The sequence below is a fragment of the Nocardioides guangzhouensis genome (assembly GCF_004519545.1).
Taxonomy (GTDB): Bacteria; Actinomycetota; Actinomycetes; order Propionibacteriales; family Nocardioidaceae; genus Nocardioides; species Nocardioides guangzhouensis.
Genome location: NZ_SDKM01000025.1, coordinates 51,086 through 68,027, shown reverse-complemented (window position 1 = coordinate 68,027; position 16,942 = coordinate 51,086). Strand labels below are relative to the sequence as shown.

General features: G+C 70.6%; 13 protein-coding genes. 10 read left to right on the top strand and 3 right to left on the bottom strand.

The window, feature by feature from the left end; translation table 11 throughout:
- Positions 1-49: 49 nt before the first annotated feature.
- From nuoF to EKO23_RS16500, 10 genes are all read left to right on the top strand, one after another.
- On the top strand, positions 50-1,360 hold the full coding sequence (gene nuoF, locus EKO23_RS16545) for an NADH-quinone oxidoreductase subunit NuoF (protein WP_134719223.1): 1,311 nt from the start codon (positions 50-52) through the stop codon (positions 1,358-1,360).
- The gene (locus EKO23_RS16540) at positions 1,357-3,780 is read left to right on the top strand and encodes an NADH-quinone oxidoreductase subunit G (protein WP_134719222.1); all 2,424 of its coding nucleotides are present in this window, start codon (positions 1,357-1,359) and stop codon (positions 3,778-3,780) included. Before nuoF ends, EKO23_RS16540 begins: the two co-directional genes overlap by 4 nt.
- 26 nt (positions 3,781-3,806) lie before the next feature.
- Positions 3,807-5,090 (top strand): NADH-quinone oxidoreductase subunit NuoH, encoded by a 1,284-nt coding sequence (nuoH, locus tag EKO23_RS16535; RefSeq protein ID WP_425464406.1) that lies wholly within the window; start codon positions 3,807-3,809, stop codon positions 5,088-5,090.
- The gene (gene nuoI / locus EKO23_RS16530; protein ID WP_134719221.1) at positions 5,090-5,671 is read left to right on the top strand and encodes an NADH-quinone oxidoreductase subunit NuoI; all 582 of its coding nucleotides are present in this window, start codon (positions 5,090-5,092) and stop codon (positions 5,669-5,671) included. The genes nuoH and nuoI overlap by 1 nt, the downstream gene beginning before the upstream one ends.
- Entirely contained in the window at positions 5,668-6,465 is a 798-nt protein-coding gene (locus EKO23_RS16525; RefSeq protein WP_246051135.1) for an NADH-quinone oxidoreductase subunit J, read from the top strand. The genes nuoI and EKO23_RS16525 overlap by 4 nt, the downstream gene beginning before the upstream one ends.
- 49 nt (positions 6,466-6,514) lie before the next feature.
- Positions 6,515-6,814, top strand: coding sequence for an NADH-quinone oxidoreductase subunit NuoK (gene nuoK / locus EKO23_RS16520; RefSeq protein ID WP_134719220.1), 300 nt, complete (start codon positions 6,515-6,517; stop codon positions 6,812-6,814).
- Positions 6,815-6,923: 109 nt separating this feature from the next.
- On the top strand, positions 6,924-8,783 hold the full coding sequence (nuoL, locus tag EKO23_RS16515) for an NADH-quinone oxidoreductase subunit L (protein ID WP_134719249.1): 1,860 nt from the start codon (positions 6,924-6,926) through the stop codon (positions 8,781-8,783).
- Entirely contained in the window at positions 8,780-10,315 is a 1,536-nt protein-coding gene (locus tag EKO23_RS16510) for an NADH-quinone oxidoreductase subunit M (protein ID WP_134719219.1), read from the top strand. Before nuoL ends, EKO23_RS16510 begins: the two co-directional genes overlap by 4 nt.
- 44 nt (positions 10,316-10,359) lie before the next feature.
- Positions 10,360-11,904 carry an NADH-quinone oxidoreductase subunit NuoN gene (gene nuoN, locus EKO23_RS16505; protein ID WP_246051137.1) on the top strand — a complete coding sequence of 515 codons (1,545 nt, stop codon included), beginning with the start codon at positions 10,360-10,362 and terminating at the stop codon, positions 11,902-11,904.
- Entirely contained in the window at positions 11,901-12,911 is a 1,011-nt protein-coding gene (locus EKO23_RS16500; RefSeq protein WP_246051134.1) for a polyprenyl synthetase family protein, read from the top strand. The genes nuoN and EKO23_RS16500 overlap by 4 nt, the downstream gene beginning before the upstream one ends.
- A gap of 180 nt (positions 12,912-13,091) precedes the next feature.
- Here the strand turns inward: EKO23_RS16500 and EKO23_RS16495 are convergent, their stop codons facing one another.
- The 3 genes from EKO23_RS16495 to rarD form a co-directional block, all read right to left on the bottom strand.
- Positions 13,092-15,197: a PhoX family protein gene (locus EKO23_RS16495; RefSeq protein ID WP_134719218.1), complete on the bottom strand. Its 2,106-nt coding sequence runs from the start codon at positions 15,195-15,197 to the stop codon at positions 13,092-13,094.
- A gap of 82 nt (positions 15,198-15,279) precedes the next feature.
- Positions 15,280-15,648 carry a YciI family protein gene (locus EKO23_RS16490; RefSeq protein WP_134719217.1) on the bottom strand — a complete coding sequence of 123 codons (369 nt, stop codon included), beginning with the start codon at positions 15,646-15,648 and terminating at the stop codon, positions 15,280-15,282.
- A 340-nt stretch (positions 15,649-15,988) separates the two neighbouring features.
- Complete coding sequence (gene rarD / locus EKO23_RS16485; RefSeq protein ID WP_134719216.1) at positions 15,989-16,897, bottom strand: EamA family transporter RarD; 909 nt, start codon at positions 16,895-16,897, stop codon at positions 15,989-15,991.
- Positions 16,898-16,942 lie beyond the last annotated feature (45 nt).

The following is a 16,942-nucleotide window of genomic DNA, read 5'->3' as shown; positions in this document are numbered from 1 at the left end:
TCACCCCATCCGAATGCTCGCTCCGCTCCGCTTCGAACGGGGACCCCGCATGACCGACACCCTGACCCCGGTGCTCACCGACAACTGGGACGCCGACCGCGCGTGGACGCTCGCGTCGTACGAGTCGCGCGGCGGGTACGGCGCCCTGAAGAAGGCGCTGGGCATGGACCAGGACGCCATCATCGAGGCGGTCAAGGACTCCGGCCTCCGCGGACGCGGTGGCGCCGGCTTCCCGACCGGCATGAAGTGGTCGTTCATCCCGCAGGCCAACCCGAACCCGAAGTACCTCGTCGTCAACGCCGACGAGTCCGAGCCGGGCACCTGCAAGGACATCCCGCTGATGATGGCCAGCCCGCACACGCTGGTCGAGGGCGTCATCATCAGCTCCTACGCCATCCGCGCGAACCACGCGTTCATCTACGTCCGCGGCGAGGTCCTGCACGTCGTCCGGCGGCTCCAGAACGCCGTCCGCGAGGCCTTTGCCGCCGGACACCTCGGCAAGGACATCCACGGCTCCGGCTACGACCTCGACCTGGTCGTGCACGCCGGGGCCGGTGCCTACATCTGCGGCGAGGAGACCGCGCTGCTCGACTCGCTCGAGGGCCGCCGTGGCCAACCGCGCCTGCGCCCGCCGTTCCCCGCGGTGGCCGGCCTCTACGCCTCGCCGACCGTGATCAACAACGTCGAGTCGATCGCGTCGGTGCCGAGCATCATCGAGCGCGGCGCCGACTGGTTCGCCTCGCTCGGCACCGAGAAGTCCAAGGGCTACGTCATCTACTCGCTGTCCGGGCACGTGAAGAAGCCGGGCCAGTACGAAGCGCCGCTCGGCATCACGCTGCGCGAGCTGATCGACCTCGGCGGCGGCATGCGCGAGGGCCGCCAGCTGAAGTTCTGGACACCGGGCGGCTCCAGCACCCCGCTGCTGACCGACGAGCACCTCGACGTCCCGCTCGACTACGAGGCGGTCGGCGCTGCCGGCTCGATGCTCGGCACCCGCGCCCTCCAGATCTTCGACGAGACCACCTGTGTGGTGCGGGCGGTCCTGCGCTGGACCGAGTTCTACAAGCACGAGTCCTGTGGCAAGTGCACGCCCTGCCGCGAGGGCACCTGGTGGCTGGTGCAGACCCTGGCCCGGCTGGAGCAGGGGCAGGGGAGCGAGGCCGACCTCGACCTGCTGCTCGACCAGTGCGACAACATCCTCGGCCGGGCGTTCTGCGCGCTCGGCGACGGTGCCACCAGCCCGATCACCTCGTCGATCCAGTACTTCCGCGACGAGTTCATCGCCCACCTCGCCCAGGGTGGTTGCCCGTTCGACCCGGCCGCCTCGACGGCCTTCGCAGCCGAGGGAGCGCTGGCATGACGGCCACCCAGGATTCGGGTACCGAGATCGAGAAGAGCAACGAGGTCACGCTGACCATCGACGGCGTCGAGGTCAGCGTCCCCAAGGACACCCTGGTGATCCGCGCCGCCGAGCAGATCGGCGTGCAGATCCCGCGGTTCTGCGACCACCCGCTGCTGGCGCCGGTCGGGGCCTGCCGCCAGTGCCTGGTCGACGTGCCCGACGCCGGCAACGGCCGCCCGATCCCCAAGCCGCAGGCCTCCTGCACGCTGCCGGTCGCCGAGGGCATGGTGGTCAACACCCAGGCCACCTCGCCGGTCGCCGACAAGGCGCAGCAGGGGATCATGGAGTTCCTGCTCATCAACCACCCGCTGGACTGCCCGGTCTGCGACAAGGGCGGCGAGTGCCCCCTGCAGAACCAGGCCATGTCCAACGGCCGGGGCGAGTCCCGCTTCGCCGCCGGCGGCGGCATCAAGCGCACCTTCCCCAAGCCGATCAACATCTCCGCGCAGGTGCTGCTCGACCGCGAGCGCTGCGTCCTGTGCGCGCGCTGCACCCGCTTCTCCGAGCAGATCGCCGGCGACCCGTTCATCGCGCTGGTCGAGCGTGGCGCCCTCCAGCAGGTCGGGATCTACGAGAAGGAGCCGTTCGAGTCCTACTTCTCGGGGAACGCGATCCAGATCTGCCCGGTCGGTGCGCTCACCTCCGCCGAGTACCGCTTCCGCGCCCGGCCGTTCGACCTGGTCTCCACGCCGTCGGTCGCCGAGCACGACGCCTGCGGCTCCGCGATCCGGGTCGACCACCGGCGCGGCAAGGTCATGCGCCGGCTCTCCGGCAACGACCCCGAGGTCAACGAGGAGTGGATCACCGACAAGGACCGGTTCGCGTTCGCGTACGCGCGGCAGGCCGACCGGCTGACCCACCCGAAGGTGCGCGACGCCGAGTCCGGCGAGCTGCGCCCGGCCTCGTGGCCCGAGGCCTTCGCGGTCGCCGCCCGCGGCCTGCGCGCCGCCGGCGCCTCGGCCGTGCTCACCGGTGGCCGGGTCACCGCCGAGGACGCCTACGCCTACAGCACCTTCGCCCGGGTCGTGCTCGGCACCAACGACATCGACTTCCGCGCCCGCCCGCTCTCGCAGGAGGAGGCGTCGTTCCTCGCCTCCGAGGTCGTGCTCCGCAACGAGGTGTCCTACGCCGACCTCGAGAAGGCCTCGGTCGTCGTGCTGGCCGGCTTCGAGCCGGAGGACGAGGCCGGTGCCGTGTTCCTGCGGCTGCGCAAGGCCTCCCGCACGGGCACCCGCGTCGTCGCGGTCGCGCCGTACACCACGCGCGGGCTGCGCAAGGTCGGCGGCCGCCTGGTGCCGACCGCCGCTGGCGCCGAGACCGCGGCGCTGGGAGACCTGCAGGAGCGGCACAGCGAGTTCGGCCTCGACGCCGACGCGATCGTCCTGGTCGGCGAGCGCCTGGCCACCGTGCCCGGCGCGCTGACCGCCGCGGCCGCGCTGGCCCGCGCGACCGGGGCCCGGCTGGCCTGGGTGCCGCGCCGGGCCGGTGACCGGGGCGCCGTCGAGACCGGCTGCCTGCCCAACCTGCTGCCCGGTGGCCGCCCGGTCACCGACGCCGCGGCCCGCGTCGACGCGGCCACCGCCTGGGGCGTCGAGCACCTCCCCGAGCTGCCCGGTCGCGACACCGACGCGATCCTCGCCGCGGCCGCCGCCGGCGAGGTCGGCGGCCTGGTCATCGGTGGCGTCGACCCCGACGACCTGGCCGACCCGGCCGCGGCTCGGGCCGCCATCGACGCCGCCCGGTTCGTGGTCAGCCTCGAGCTGCGCGAGACCGACGTGACCCGCGCCGCCGACGTGGTGTTCCCGGTCGCCCCGGCCAGCGACAAGGCCGGCACGTTCGTGACCTGGGAGGGCCGGCCGCGCCCGTTCGACGCGGTGTTCTCCCACCCCGCCTCGCTGCCCGACTCGCGGATCCTCGCCGGCATCGCCGAGGAGGCCGGCGTCCCGCTCGGCTTCCGCAGCGTGGCCGAGGTCGGCACCGCGATGGAGCAGATGGGCCCGTGGGACGGCGAGCGTGCCGCGGTCGCGACCGCCCCCGCCACCCCCGCGCGCACCCTGGCCGGCGGGCAGCTGTGGCTGTCCACCTGGAAGCAGATGCTCGACAACGGCTCGCTCCAGGACGGCGCCGACGCGATGCGCGAGACCGCCCGGGCGGCGGTCGCCCGCGTCTCGCAGGCGACGTACGACGCGCTGGGGGCGGATACCGTGACCGTCACCGGTGACCGCGGCTCGTGGACGCTGCCGGTCGAGGTGGCCGACCTGCCCGACGACACCGTCTGGGTGCCCGCGAACAACACCGGCAACGGCGTCCTCGCCGACCTCGCCTCGCCCGGCTCGGCCGTGGCGGTCGAGGGGACCGTGAAGGGAGCGACCGCGTGATCACCGCACACCTCGCGCCGACCGCGCTGACCAGCCTGGCCGCGGACGACCGCATCGACGACCTCTCGGCGTTCGGCCACGACCCGTGGTGGATCATCCTCATCAAGGCCGTGCTGATCTTCCTGGTCCTGGTGCTGCTGACGCTGTTCAACATCTGGTGGGAGCGCCGCGTGGTCGCGCGGATGCAGCACCGGATCGGCCCCAACGTGAACGGCCCCTTCGGACTGCTGCAGTCGCTGGCCGACGGCGTGAAGCTGGCGCTGAAGGAGGACATCATCCCGAAGGCCGCGGACAAGGCGGTCTTCATCCTCGCGCCGATCCTCGCCGCGATCCCGGCGTTCGTGACCTTCTCGGTGATCCCGTTCGGTCCCGAGGTCGACATGTTCGGGGAGCGGACGCCGCTGCAGCTGACCGACATGCCCGTCGCGGTGCTGTTCGTGATGGCGATCGCGTCGATCGGCATCTACGGCATCGTGCTCGGCGGCTGGTCCTCCGGGTCGACGTACTCCCTGCTCGGCGGGCTCCGCTCGAGCGCCCAGATGATCTCCTACGAGGTCGCGATGGGCCTGGCCCTGGTCGCGGTGTTCCTCTACGCCGGCTCGATGTCCACCTCGGAGATCGTGGCCGCCCAGAAGGACGTCTGGTTCGGCTTCGTGCTGGTGCCGTCGTTCATCATCTACATGATCGCGATGGTCGGCGAGACCAACCGCGCGCCGTTCGACCTCCCCGAGGCCGAGGGGGAGCTGGTGGGCGGCTTCCACACCGAGTACTCCTCGCTGAAGTTCGCCCTGTTCTTCCTCGCCGAGTACATCAACATGGCGACCGTGTCCGCGCTCGCGACGACGCTGTTCCTCGGCGGGTGGCACGCCCCGTGGCCGATCTCCCAGATCTGGCCGGGCTCCAACGAGGGCTACTGGCCGCTGCTGTGGTTCTTCGGCAAGGTCCTGTTCTTCGTCTTCATCTTCATCTGGCTGCGTGGCTCGCTGCCCCGCCTGCGCTACGACCAGTTCATGGCGTTCGGCTGGAAGCGGCTGATCCCGATCTCGCTCCTGTGGATCGTCGCGGTCGCCACCATCCGGGCGGTCACGCTCGACGGCGGTGTCGACCGGCAGCAGCTGCTCGTCATCATCGGCATCATGGCCGCGATCTTCCTGGTGATGTTCCTCATCCCGGAGCGGAAGTCCGAGGAGGACGAGGAGCCGGCCGTCGCCGGTGCTCCGTCGTCCGGCGGCTTCCCGGTCCCGCCCATGCCTGCCGGTGGCCCCGTCCGGGGCGCCGCCGCCCCGCTGACCTTCCGTGAGGAGAACTGATGGCCGAGCCACGCAAGGGCCTCAAGGAGCAGCTCTGGGACCCCGTCGCGGGTTTCGGGGTCACCTTCCGCACGATGTTCAAGAAGGTGGTCACCGAGCAGTACCCCTTCGAGAAGCAGCCCACCGCGCCGCGGTTCCACGGCCGGCACCAGCTCAACCGCTGGCCCGATGGTCTCGAGAAGTGCATCGGCTGCGAGCTGTGCGCCTGGGCCTGTCCCGCGGACGCGATCTACGTCGAGGGCGCCACGAACACCGAGGACGAGCGCTTCTCCCCGGGTGAGCGGTACGGCCGCGTCTACCAGATCAACTACCTGCGCTGCATCCTCTGCGGCCTGTGCATCGAGGCCTGTCCGACCCGGGCGCTCACGATGACCAACGAGTACGAGCTGGCCGACGACAACCGGGCCGACCTGATCTACGAGAAGCAGGACCTGCTCGCCCCGCTGCTGCCGGGCATGGAGCAGCCGCCGCACCCGATGCTGCTCGGCGACGACGAGGGCGACTACTACCGCGGGACCTTCCGCAAGCCGGCCGGCACCACGGACGCCTCGGCGCAGACCGGATCGGGGGCCGCGCAGTGACCGCGTTCTGGATCCTGGCGCCGATCATGGTCGCGGCCGCGCTCGGCATCCTGTTCGTGCGCAAGGCCGTGCACGCCGCACTGCTGCTGGCCGTCGTGATGATCAGCCTGGCTGTGCTGTACGCCGCGCTGGACGCGCCGTTCCTCTTCGCCGTGCAGATCATCGTCTACACCGGCGCCATCCTCATGCTGTTCCTGTTCGTGCTGATGCTGGTCGGCGTCGACGCCTCCGACTCGGTCGTCGAGACCATCCGCGGTCAGCGGCTGCTGGCCACGGTCGTCGGGCTGCTGTTCGGCCTGGTCCTGGTCGTCGGCATCTCCCAGGTCACCTTCGGCACCGTGGTCGGCCTCGACAAGGCCAACGAGGGCGGCAACGTCCCCCAGCTGGCGAACCTGCTGTTCAGCAAGTATGTCTTCGCCTTCGAGACCACCTCGGCGCTGCTGATCACCGCCGCCATCGGGGCCATGGTGCTCGCCCACCGCGAGCGGCTCACTCCCAAGGAGGGGCAGGCCGCGCAGGCCGCCCGCCGGGTGCGCGAGTACGCCGACACCGGACGGCATCTCGGGCCGCTGCCTCCTCCGGGCGTCTTCGCCCGCCACAACGCGGTCGACACCCCGGCCCTGCTGCCCGACGGCACCGCCAGCGAGGCATCGGTCTCCCGCGTGCTCGCCGCCCGCGGCACGGTGCGGTCCGCGCCGGCCATGGCCGACGACATCGACGAGGTGCAGCGGCAGCTCGGCCAGGGCGGCGCGGCCCGGCCGGCCGTCGACGAGGACGAGGAGGGTGCACAATGATCACTCCCTACGAATCCTCGCTGCGCTGCGGTTCGAACGGGGACCCCGTATGAGCACCGAGCCCTACATCGTCCTCTCGGCGATCCTGTTCACGATCGGCTGCGTGGGCGTGCTGACCCGCCGCAACGCGATCGTGGTCTTCATGTGCGTCGAGCTCATGCTGAACGCCTCCAACCTCGCGCTGGTGACCTTCGCCAAGGCGAACGGCAACCTCGAGGGCCAGGTGGGCGCGTTCTTCGTGATGGTGGTGGCCGCCGCGGAGGTCGTGGTCGGCCTCGCGATCATCATGACCATCTTCCGGACCCGACGCTCGGCCTCGGTCGACGACGCGAGCCTGTTGAAGTACTGAGGTGACGAGTCTGATGTCTGTTCTTCCCATGCTGGCACCGCTGGCCGCCGAGGGCGCCGAGCACGTTCCCGTGGTCGACCCGTCCTCGGCCGACGGTGTCTTCACGCTGATGTGGGTGGTGATCGCGCTGCCGCTGGCCGGCGCCGCGATCCTGCTCCTCGGCGGCAGGCTCACCGACGCCTGGGGGCACCTGCTCGGCTGCCTCACGGTGGTCGGCTCGTTCGCGATCAGCCTGGCCATGTTCGTCTCCCTGATCGGCCGCGCCGACGACGACCGGCAGGTCAGCCAGCACCTCTACGACTGGATCTCGGTCGGCGGGTTCAAGGTGGGCGCGGACCTGCTCTACGACCCGCTGTCGGCGCTGTTCCTGCTGCTGATCACCGGTGTCGGCGGACTGATCCACATCTACTCGATCGGCTACATGGCCCACGACGAGCGCCGCCGCCGGTTCTTCGGCTACCTCAACCTCTTCGTGGCCGCGATGCTCGTGCTGGTGCTCGCGGAGAACTACCTCCTGCTGTTCCTCGGCTGGGAGGGCGTCGGCCTCGCGTCGTACCTCCTGATCGGCTTCTGGCAGTACAAGCCGTCCGCCGCGGCCGCCGCGAAGAAGGCGTTCGTCATCAACCGGGTCGGCGACATGGGCATGTCGCTGGCGATCATGCTGATCTTCGTCACCTTCGGCACCATCTCCTTCACGGGTGTGTCGGAGGCCGCCGGCGGCGCCAAGGAGAGCACGCTCACCGCGATCGGCCTGCTGCTCCTCCTCGGTGCCTGCGGCAAGTCCGCCCAGGTCCCGCTGCAGGCCTGGCTGCTCGACGCGATGGAGGGCCCGACCCCGGTCTCCGCGCTGATCCACGCGGCCACCATGGTGACCGCCGGCGTCTATCTCATCGTCCGCTCGAACTTCATCTTCGACCGGGCGCCCGACGCCCAGACCGCGGTGATCGCGGTCGCGGTGGTCACGCTCCTGTGGGGTGCCATCATCGGTACCTCCAAGGACGACATCAAGAAGGTCCTCGCCGGCTCCACCATGAGCCAGATCGGCTACATGATGCTCGGCGCCGGCCTCGGCATCGCCGGCTACGCGTTCGCGATCTTCCACCTGCTGAACCACGGCTTCTTCAAGGCCAACATGTTCCTGGGCGCCGGATCGGTCATGCACGCGATGGACGACGACGTCGACATGCGGCACTACGGTGCTCTGAGCAAGATGCTGCCGATCACGTTCCTGACCTTCCTGATGGGCTACCTCGCGATCATCGGCTTCCCGGGCTTCTCCGGCTTCTGGTCGAAGGACAAGATCATCGAGACCGCGTTCGTCGACAGCGTCTGGATCGGCATCCTCGCCACCATCGGCGCCGGCATCACCGGCTTCTACATGACGCGACTGATGCTGATGACGTTCTTCACCCAGAAGCGCTGGGAGGAGCACGTCCACCCCCACGAGTCGCCCAAGGTCATGACGTTCCCTCTGATCGTGCTGGCGGCCCTCTCGGTGCTCGGCGGCATCATGCTGCTCAACGACTGGATCGTCGACTTCCTGGCGCCGGTCGTCGGCACACCGGTCCACCACGAGACCGAGGTCCCGCCGATCGTGATCACGCTGATCATCCTCGCGGTGGTCGCGGCGGGGGTCGCGACGGCCTGGTTCACGATCGGGAGGTCCGAGGTCCCGCGGGTGGCTCCGACCCAGGTGTCGGTCTTCACCCGCGCCGCCCGCAACGACTTGTACGGCGACGCGATCAACGACACCCTCGTCGTCCGGCCCGGCACCCACGTGGTGCACGGCCTGACCACCTTCGACAAGTCCGTCGTCGACGGCGCGGTCATGGGCCAGGCCTCCGCCACCGGGGGCCTCGCGCAGGTCTTCCGGCGCTGGCAGAACGGCTTCGTGCGCTCCTATGCCCTGTCCCTGCTCGGCGGCGCGATCCTCGTCGTCCTCGCCCTCCTGGTGGTGAACCTCGGATGATTGACTTCCCCTGGCTGACCACGCTGATCGTGGTGCCGCTCGTCGGAGCGGTGGTCACGGCGTTCCTGCCCTCGCGTCCCGGCGCGGCGCTGCCCAAGCAGCTGGCGCTGCTGTTCACGACGCTGACGCTGGCTGCCGCGGTCGGCACCGCCACGCAGTACGACACCGGCGCCGGCATGCAGCTCACCGAGACGCACACCTGGATCGAGGCGTTCGGCGCGTCCTACGCGGTCGGTGTCGACGGCATCGCGCTGACCCTGGTGCTGCTCACCTCGCTGCTGGTCCCGCTGGTGGTGCTCGCCTCCTGGAACGACGCCGACACCCGCAACACCAAGGCGTTCTTCGCCCTGATGCTGGCGCTCGAGGGCCTCGCGCTGGCGGTGTTCCTCGCCCAGGACGTGCTGCTGTTCTACGTCGTGTTCGAGGCGACGCTGATCCCGGCGTACTTCCTCATCGGTGGCTTCGGCGGCGAGAACCGGGCCCGGGCCGCGGTGAAGTTCCTGCTCTACATGCTGGCCGGCGGCCTGATCATGCTGGCGTCGGTGGTGGGGCTCTACGCCCTGTCCGCCAGCCAGGGCGAGCCGTCGTACCTCATCTCGAACCTGGCCCAGCTCGACATCGGCACCGTCGAGGGTCGCTGGCTGTTCCTCGGCTTCTTCATCGCGTTCGCGATCAAGGCGCCGATGTTCCCGGTGCACACCTGGCTGCCCGACACGACCGCCGCGGCCACACCGGGCACCAGCGTGCTGCTGATCTGCGTGCTCGACAAGATCGGCACCTACGGCATGCTGCGGTTCTGCCTCGGCCTGTTCCCGGAGGCCTCCGACTGGGCCACCCCGGTCGTGGTGGTGATGGCCCTGATCAGCATCGTGTACGGCGCGCTGCTGGCGATCGGCCAGGACAACATGCTGCGCCTGATCGGCCTGACCTCGCTGTCCCACTTCGGGTTCATCGTGCTCGGCATCTTCGTGCTCAACAGCCAGGGGCTGTCCGGCGCGACGCTCTACATGTTCAACCACGGGCTCTCGACGGCCGCGCTGTTCCTCATCGCCGGCTACCTCATCCACCGTCGCGGCACGCCGCTGATCAGCGCGCAGGGCGGCGTGGAGAAGGTGGCCCCGGTGCTGGCCGGCACCTTCCTGGTGGCCGGCCTGGCCACGCTCGGCCTGCCCGGCCTCTCGCCGTTCATCTCCGAGTTCCTGGTCCTGGTCGGCGGGTTCAGCCACGCCTGGTGGGTCGGTGCGATCGCGGTGTCCGGCATCGTGCTGGCCGCGATCTACGTCCTGCTGATGTACCAGCGGACCATGACCGGACCGGTCCAGCCGGGCGTCGAGACCGTCGTCGACCTGAACCGGCGTGAGGTCGGGGCGATCGCCCCGATCCTGCTGGCGATGGTGCTGGTCGGGTTCTTCCCGCAGCCGCTGCTCGACGTCATCAACCCGGCCATCGAGACCACCATGACGACCGTCGGCGTCCAGGACGAGCCGCCGACCGTGCCCGCCGGCACGCAGGCGGAGGAGGACCACCAGTGATCGAGTTCTCGAAGCCCGTCATCGGGTACGCCGAGGTCTGGCCGATGCTGCTGGTCTTCGGCGTCGCGTGCGCCGGTGTGCTCGTCGAGGCGTTCGCGCCGCGCCGGGTCCGCTACGCCACCCAGGTGCTGCTGGCACTGGTCGGCCTGGCCGCCGCGTTCGTCGGCACGGTCATGATCGGCCTCGACCTCAACGAGACCGCCGGGGGTGCCGCCAAGGGCGGGATCACCGCCGAGGGCGCGATCGTCGTGGACGGCCCGGCGATCTTCCTGTGGGGCCTGATCCTGCTGATCGCTGTCGGGGGCCTGCTGCTGTTCGCCGAGCGCGAGCTCGAGGGCGGGGTGTCGGCGTTCGCCGGCCAGGCCGCCGCGCTGCCCGGCACCGAAGCAGAGCGGGAGGCGTCCACCCGCGGCCTCGACCACACCGAGGTCTTCCCGCTGATGATGTTCGCGGTCGGCGGCATGATGCTGTTCCCCGCGTCCAACGACCTGCTGACGATGTTCGTCGCACTCGAGGTGCTGTCGCTGCCGCTCTACCTGCTCTCCGGCCTGGCCCGTCGCCGGCGGCTGCTGAGCCAGGAGGCGGCGCTGAAGTACTTCCTGCTCGGCGCGTTCTCCTCCGGGTTCTTCATCTACGGCATCGCCCTGGTCTACGGGTACGCCGGCACGATGGAGTTCGGCGGCATCAACGAGGCGATCTCGAACAACACCGGCAACCGCACGCTGCTGCTGGCCGGCATGGGCCTGATCTCGGTCGGCCTGCTGTTCAAGGTCGGCGCCGCGCCGTTCCAGGCCTGGACGCCCGACGTCTACCAGGGCGCCCCGACCGCGGTCACCGGCTTCATGGCGGCCGCGACCAAGGTGGCGGCGTTCGGCGCGCTGATGCGGCTCTACTACGTGGCGTTCGGCAACGAGCGCTGGAGCTGGCAGCCGATGCTGTGGGTGATCGCGATCCTGACCATGCTGGTCGGCGCGCTGCTCGCGATCGCGCAGTCCGACATCAAGCGCATGCTGGCCTACTCCTCGGTGGCGCACACCGGCTTCCTGCTGACCGGCGTCCTCGGTGCGCAGAGCGCCAGCGAGCTCTCCTCGGGCGAGATCACCTCGCTGCAGGCGGTGCTGTTCTACCTGGTCACCTACGGCTTCATGACCCTCGGCGCGTTCGCCATCGTCTCGATGGTGCGCGACGCGGGCGGCGAGACCAACCACCTGAGCCGCTGGGCCGGGCTGGGCAAGGAGTCGCCGATCGTCGCCGGCATCTTCGCGTTCTTCCTGCTCAGCATGGCCGGCATCCCGCTGACCGCAGGCTTCACCGGCAAGTGGGCGGTGTTCGCGGTCGCGATGTCGGCCGGTGCCTGGCCGGTGGTCGTGGTCGCGGTGCTGACCAGCGCCCTGGCGGCGTTCTTCTACGTCCGCGTGATCGTGCTGATGTACTTCGCCGACCCGGTGGGCGCCGGCCCGTCGGTCACCCTGCCGAGCGTGCTCACCGCGGTGACCATCGCGCTGGGGGTCGCCGCGACGCTGCTGCTCGGCATCGTGCCCGGGCCGGTGCTCGACCTGGCCGCGCATGCGGGAGAATTCATCAGGTGACCCCCACGCCAGCCCCCGCGGCCCTCGCCCTGCCGGTCCTCGACGAGGCCCTCGCGGAGCGGCTGCGCGCCAGGATGGCGGAGGTCGAGCGCGAGCTCGAGCGTCACGTCACCGGCCGCACGGAGTACGTCACCACCGCAGCCCGGCACCTGCTGCACGCCGGCGGCAAGCGGTTCCGGCCGCTGCTGGTGCTGCTGGCCGCGGAGACCGGCCCCGACGCCGCCTCCGACGACGTGGTCACCGCGGCCTGCGTGGTCGAGCTGACCCACCTCGCCTCGCTCTACCACGACGACGTGATGGACGAGGCCGCGCTGCGGCGCGGCGCCGACTCGGCGAACGCACGCTGGGACAACCACGTCGCGATCCTCACCGGTGACTTCCTGTTCTCGAAGAGCTCCGAGCTGACCGCCGAGCTGGGCGCGGACGCCGTGCGCATCCAGGCGCAGACGTTCACCCGCCTGGTCGAGGGGCAGATCATGGAGACCGTGGCCCCGGCTGCGGACGCCGACCCGCTCGAGCACCACCTCGCCGTGGTCGCGGGCAAGACCGGCTCGCTGATCGCGACCTCGGCCCTCTACGGCGCCCGGTTCGCGGGCGCCCCGCGCGAAGTCGAGGAGGCCCTGGCGGCGTACGGCGAGATCGTGGGGTGCGCGTTCCAGATCTCCGACGACATCCTCGACATCGCCTCCGACTCCGACGAGTCCGGCAAGACCCCGGGCACCGACCTGCGCGAGGGCGTGCCCACGCTGCCGGTGCTGCTGGCCAGGCGCTCGTCGGACCCGGCCGACGCCCGGCTGCTCGAGCTGCTCGACGCCGACCTCACCGACGACGCCCTGCACGCCGAGGCGCTGGGGCTGCTGCGCGCGCACCCGGCGATGGCGGAGGCTCGCGCCTACGTCGTCGACCGCGCGCACGAGGCCAAGGCGCTGCTCAAGGTGCTCCCCGAGGGCCCGGTCCGCGAGGCGCTCGACGCGTTCGCCGACGTGGTCGCCACCCGCACCGCCTGACGTCATCCGTCCCGGTCGCTCCGACGACTCCGACGACCACGTCGTATGACGTCCCGCCGAGCGTCATGCGTTCGGGTCGCCCCGGCGCCCCGGCGACCACGCCGTACGACGTCCCGGCACGGCAACGGCCCGCCGCGGATCCCGAGCGATCCGTGACGGGCCGTGAGGCCGGGCTCCCGGTCAGGCGCGGTGGGTCACCACCACGCCGGGACGCGGGAACGCGTGGGTGTGCGGCCAGGTGCTGGTCGGCGCGGCGTACGTGCCGCCCTCGCCCGGGTGCTGGATCGCCGCCCACACCGAGCCGTCGTCCGGGCCGAGCAGCGGGCCGCAGCACTCCGCGCCGACGGGCACGGTGAGGAACTGCTGGACCTGTCCGCGGCTCGGGCCGGCGACCGGGACCCGGAACAGGCCGTCGTGCGAACCGAGCACGTTGCCGTCGGTGGCCACCCACAGGTTGCCGACCGAGTCGAACGTCACGTTGTCCGGGCAGCTGATCGGGCTGACCCTGTCCTTCGGGAAGCCCGCGAAGTAGGTCTCGGGCGACTCCGGGTCGCCGCACACGAGCAGCAGCTTCCAGGTGAACGCCGCGCCGGCGTGGTCGTTGCCGTTCTCGGCGAGCTCCAGCACGTAGCCGTTGCGGTTGCCGGACTGCCGGGTCAGGGCGGCGCCGAGCGCGGGCCGGGTGTTGCTGGAGCCGAGCGGGTTCGGCTCGTCGACGGGGTAGCTGGTGCCGCGGTTGGAGTTGTTGGTCAGCGCCGCGTAGATCCGGCCGTTGACCGGGTTGGGCTCGACGTCCTCGGGCCGGTCCATGCGGGTAGGGGAGACCTTGTCCGCGGCCAGGCGGGTGTCGATGAGGACGTCCGCCACGCTCATCCCCGCGACGTACGACGTGGTGTCGCTGGTCAGTGGGATCCACGCGCCGGTGCCGTCCCACTCGCCGTCGGTCGGCACGAACCGGTTGGTGGCCGGGTCCACGGTGCCGCCGTCTCCGGTGAGCTTCGCGACGTACAGCGTCCCGCGGGTGAGCAGCTGCAGGTTCCGCCGCCGCGCGGCCTGGGTGTCGCGGGCGTCGAAGCGGTCTGCGGAGACGAACTTGTAGAGGTAGTCGCCGCGCTCGTCGTCGCCCATGTACGCGACGGCGTGCCCGCTGTCGGCGATGTGGATGTTGGCGCCCTCGTGCTTGAACCGGCCGAGCATCGTGTGCTTGCGCGGCGTGCTCCTCGGGTCGTGCGGGTCGATCTCGACGACCCAGCCGAACCGGAACGGTTCGTGCGGCTCGGTGGTCAGGTCGAAGCGCGGGTCGACCTCGCTCCAGCCGCGGGAACCGGTGCCGGTGATCCCGTAGCGGGCGTACGACGTGGTGTAGCGGCTGTCGAGGGCGCCGGACTTGTCGAAGTACTGGTTGAAGTTCTCCTCCCCGGACAGCACCGTGCCCCACGGCGTGGTGCCGCCGGCGCAGTTGTTGAGGGTGCCGAGGACGGTGCGGCCGGACGGGTCGGCGGTGGTCCGCAGCCGGGCGTCGCCGGCGGCCGGGCCGTCGAGCTCGAACGGCGTGGAGGCGGTGATCCGGCGGTTGTACGACGAGGCGCGCGGGCTGGTGCGCTTCCAGGAGCCGGAGCGGCCCTGGCGCTGGATCTTCAGCACCGACATGCCGTGTGAGGCCATCGCGATCTTCTTGGTGGTCGCCGAGTCGTAGGTGTCCGGCGGGAACATCAGCTCTTCGTTGGTGTACTCGTGGTTGCACACCAGCAGCGCGTGCTGACGGTCCAGCGGGAGCACACCGATGTAGTCGTTGTTGTAGCCGAACTGCTGCGCGGCGCCCTCCGGGGTCTGGGCGTAGGGGTCGAAGGCGGGCGCGCCGGCGACCACCGCGTCGCCCCAGGCGGCGACCAGCGAGGTCCGGTAGCCCGACGGCACCGAGACGGTGTCGCGGACGTTCGGCTCGACCGGGGTCCAGCCGTCGGTGGCGGCGGTGCGGCCGCTGCGACCGTGGCCGCCTGCGGGGCGGTCCTGCCCGCGGCCCAGGGCGGCGGCGGGGGAGACGAGACCGCTGACGACCAGGGCGGAGGCACCGGCCGCGGCGGCACTGCCGCCGAGGAAGGCCCGGCGACGGATGGCGTTCTCGATGACCTCGGAAACGTGCTCGTTGCCCGAGGTGTTGGGCTCCGGGTGGTCGCAGGCATTGCCGCACCGGTAGAAGCAGGTTGCCCAGCTGCGGGACCCGTGCGGCCCGGCCAGCGGGAGGAGTCGACGCTGACGGTCAGGGGATGGCGGGGTGATGGTCATGATCGGAACCTAGGGATGCCCGGTGAGCACGTGGTGTGCCGAACATGGCGAGTGAGTGAACGGCACGCCCCGTCCCGTCGGGCTACGTGTCGGTGCTCATCGCCAGGCGGTGCGGGAAGCGGTGCACCTCCTGCGGCCAGCCCACCGCGACCGCGATCCGGCCTGCCCAGTACCGCGCCTCCTCGTCGTCGGCCACGTCGACGACCGCGAAGCCGCCTAGGTGCTCCTTGGACTCGACGAACGGCCCGTCGGTGAAGACCGGTGAGCCGTCGCTCGGTACGACGTTGCACACGACGGTGGAGGCGTCCAGGCCGCCGTCGCTGAAGACGAAGACGCCGGCGGCCCTAGCCTCCGCGATCACGGCCCTGGCTGCCGTGCCCCGCTCACGCAGCTCCTCCAAGGTGAGTTCCGGCGTCCACTCGTCGTTGAATGCGATCAGGTACAGCGCCATCTCCAGCTCCTCTGTGTGTAGGGGCAGCCCGGACGGCCGCCCTCACCTTCTCCACGAAGGCACTCGTCCCGATACGACACCTCGACCCGGATTCTTTTCAAGCCCGTCCACGCCGACCGGCGGGCCCGCGCATCACGGGGCCCCGACGCGCGCCGCGTTGCTCGCGCAGGACCTGGCGGAGCCGGATGGTCCCGACGGTGCCCTGACACCCTGAGCCAGCGTCTTGCCCGGTCACGTCAGTGCGCGCTCAGGCCGATCTGCGACGACCGAGTGAGGGGCTGGGACGTCATTGGTTCTGGCTGTCCCGGGGTTTCTTCTGGCTCTGCCCCCGGTCCCTCGCTCAGATCGCGCTGGCCTCGACGGCGAGCCGCAGCTGCCGACGGCGGTAGTGGATCGCCTCGAAGGTGAAGATGATCAGCGCTATCCACACCAGCCCGAACCCGATCCAGCGGGTGGCCGGCATCTGCTCGTCGAAGATCACCAGCCCGGTGATGAACTGCAGCACCGGCGCGAGGTACTGCAGCAGCCCGAGCGTGACCAGGTTGAGCCGGATCGCGGCCGCGCCGAAGCAGATCAGCGGCAGCGCGGTGACGATGCCGGTGCTGGCCAGCAGCAGCATGTGGCCGACCCCGTGGGTGGTGTAGCCGCCCTCGCCGCGGGCCGCGAGCCACACGAGGTACGCCGCGGCGAGCGGCGCGAGCAGCACGGTCTCGAAGGCCAGGCTCTCGACCGCACCGGCGCCGGCCTGCTTCTTGGCCAGCCCGTAGGTGCCGAACGAGCAGGCGAGGACCAGCGCGATCCACGGGGGCCGCCCGTAGTCGACCGTGAGCACGACCACCGCGACGGTCGCGATGCCGAGCGCCATCCACTGTGCCGGACGGAGGGTCTCGTGCAGGACCAGCACACCCATGAGCACGGTGACCAGCGGGTTGATGAAATAGCCGAGTGACACCTCGACGACGTGGTTGGTGTTGACGCCGTAGATGAACGTCGCCCAGTTGACGGCGATGACGAGGGCGGCCACCGTCAGCAGCCGCCGGGTGCGCCGTACACCGAACAGGGCGGTGAAGTGGCCCCACCGGCCGAGCACGAGGACCAGCAGGCCCATGGTGATCATCGACCAGAGGATCCGGTGGGCGAGGATCTCGACCGCACCGGCCGGTTCGAGCAGCGGCCAGTAGAGCGGGAACGCGCCCCACATGCCGTACGCCGCGACCCCGAGCAGGAACCCACGGCGCGACTCGGACACGAGCGCAGTCTAGGTGGCCGGGAAGGCCCCTCGACACGAGGTTTC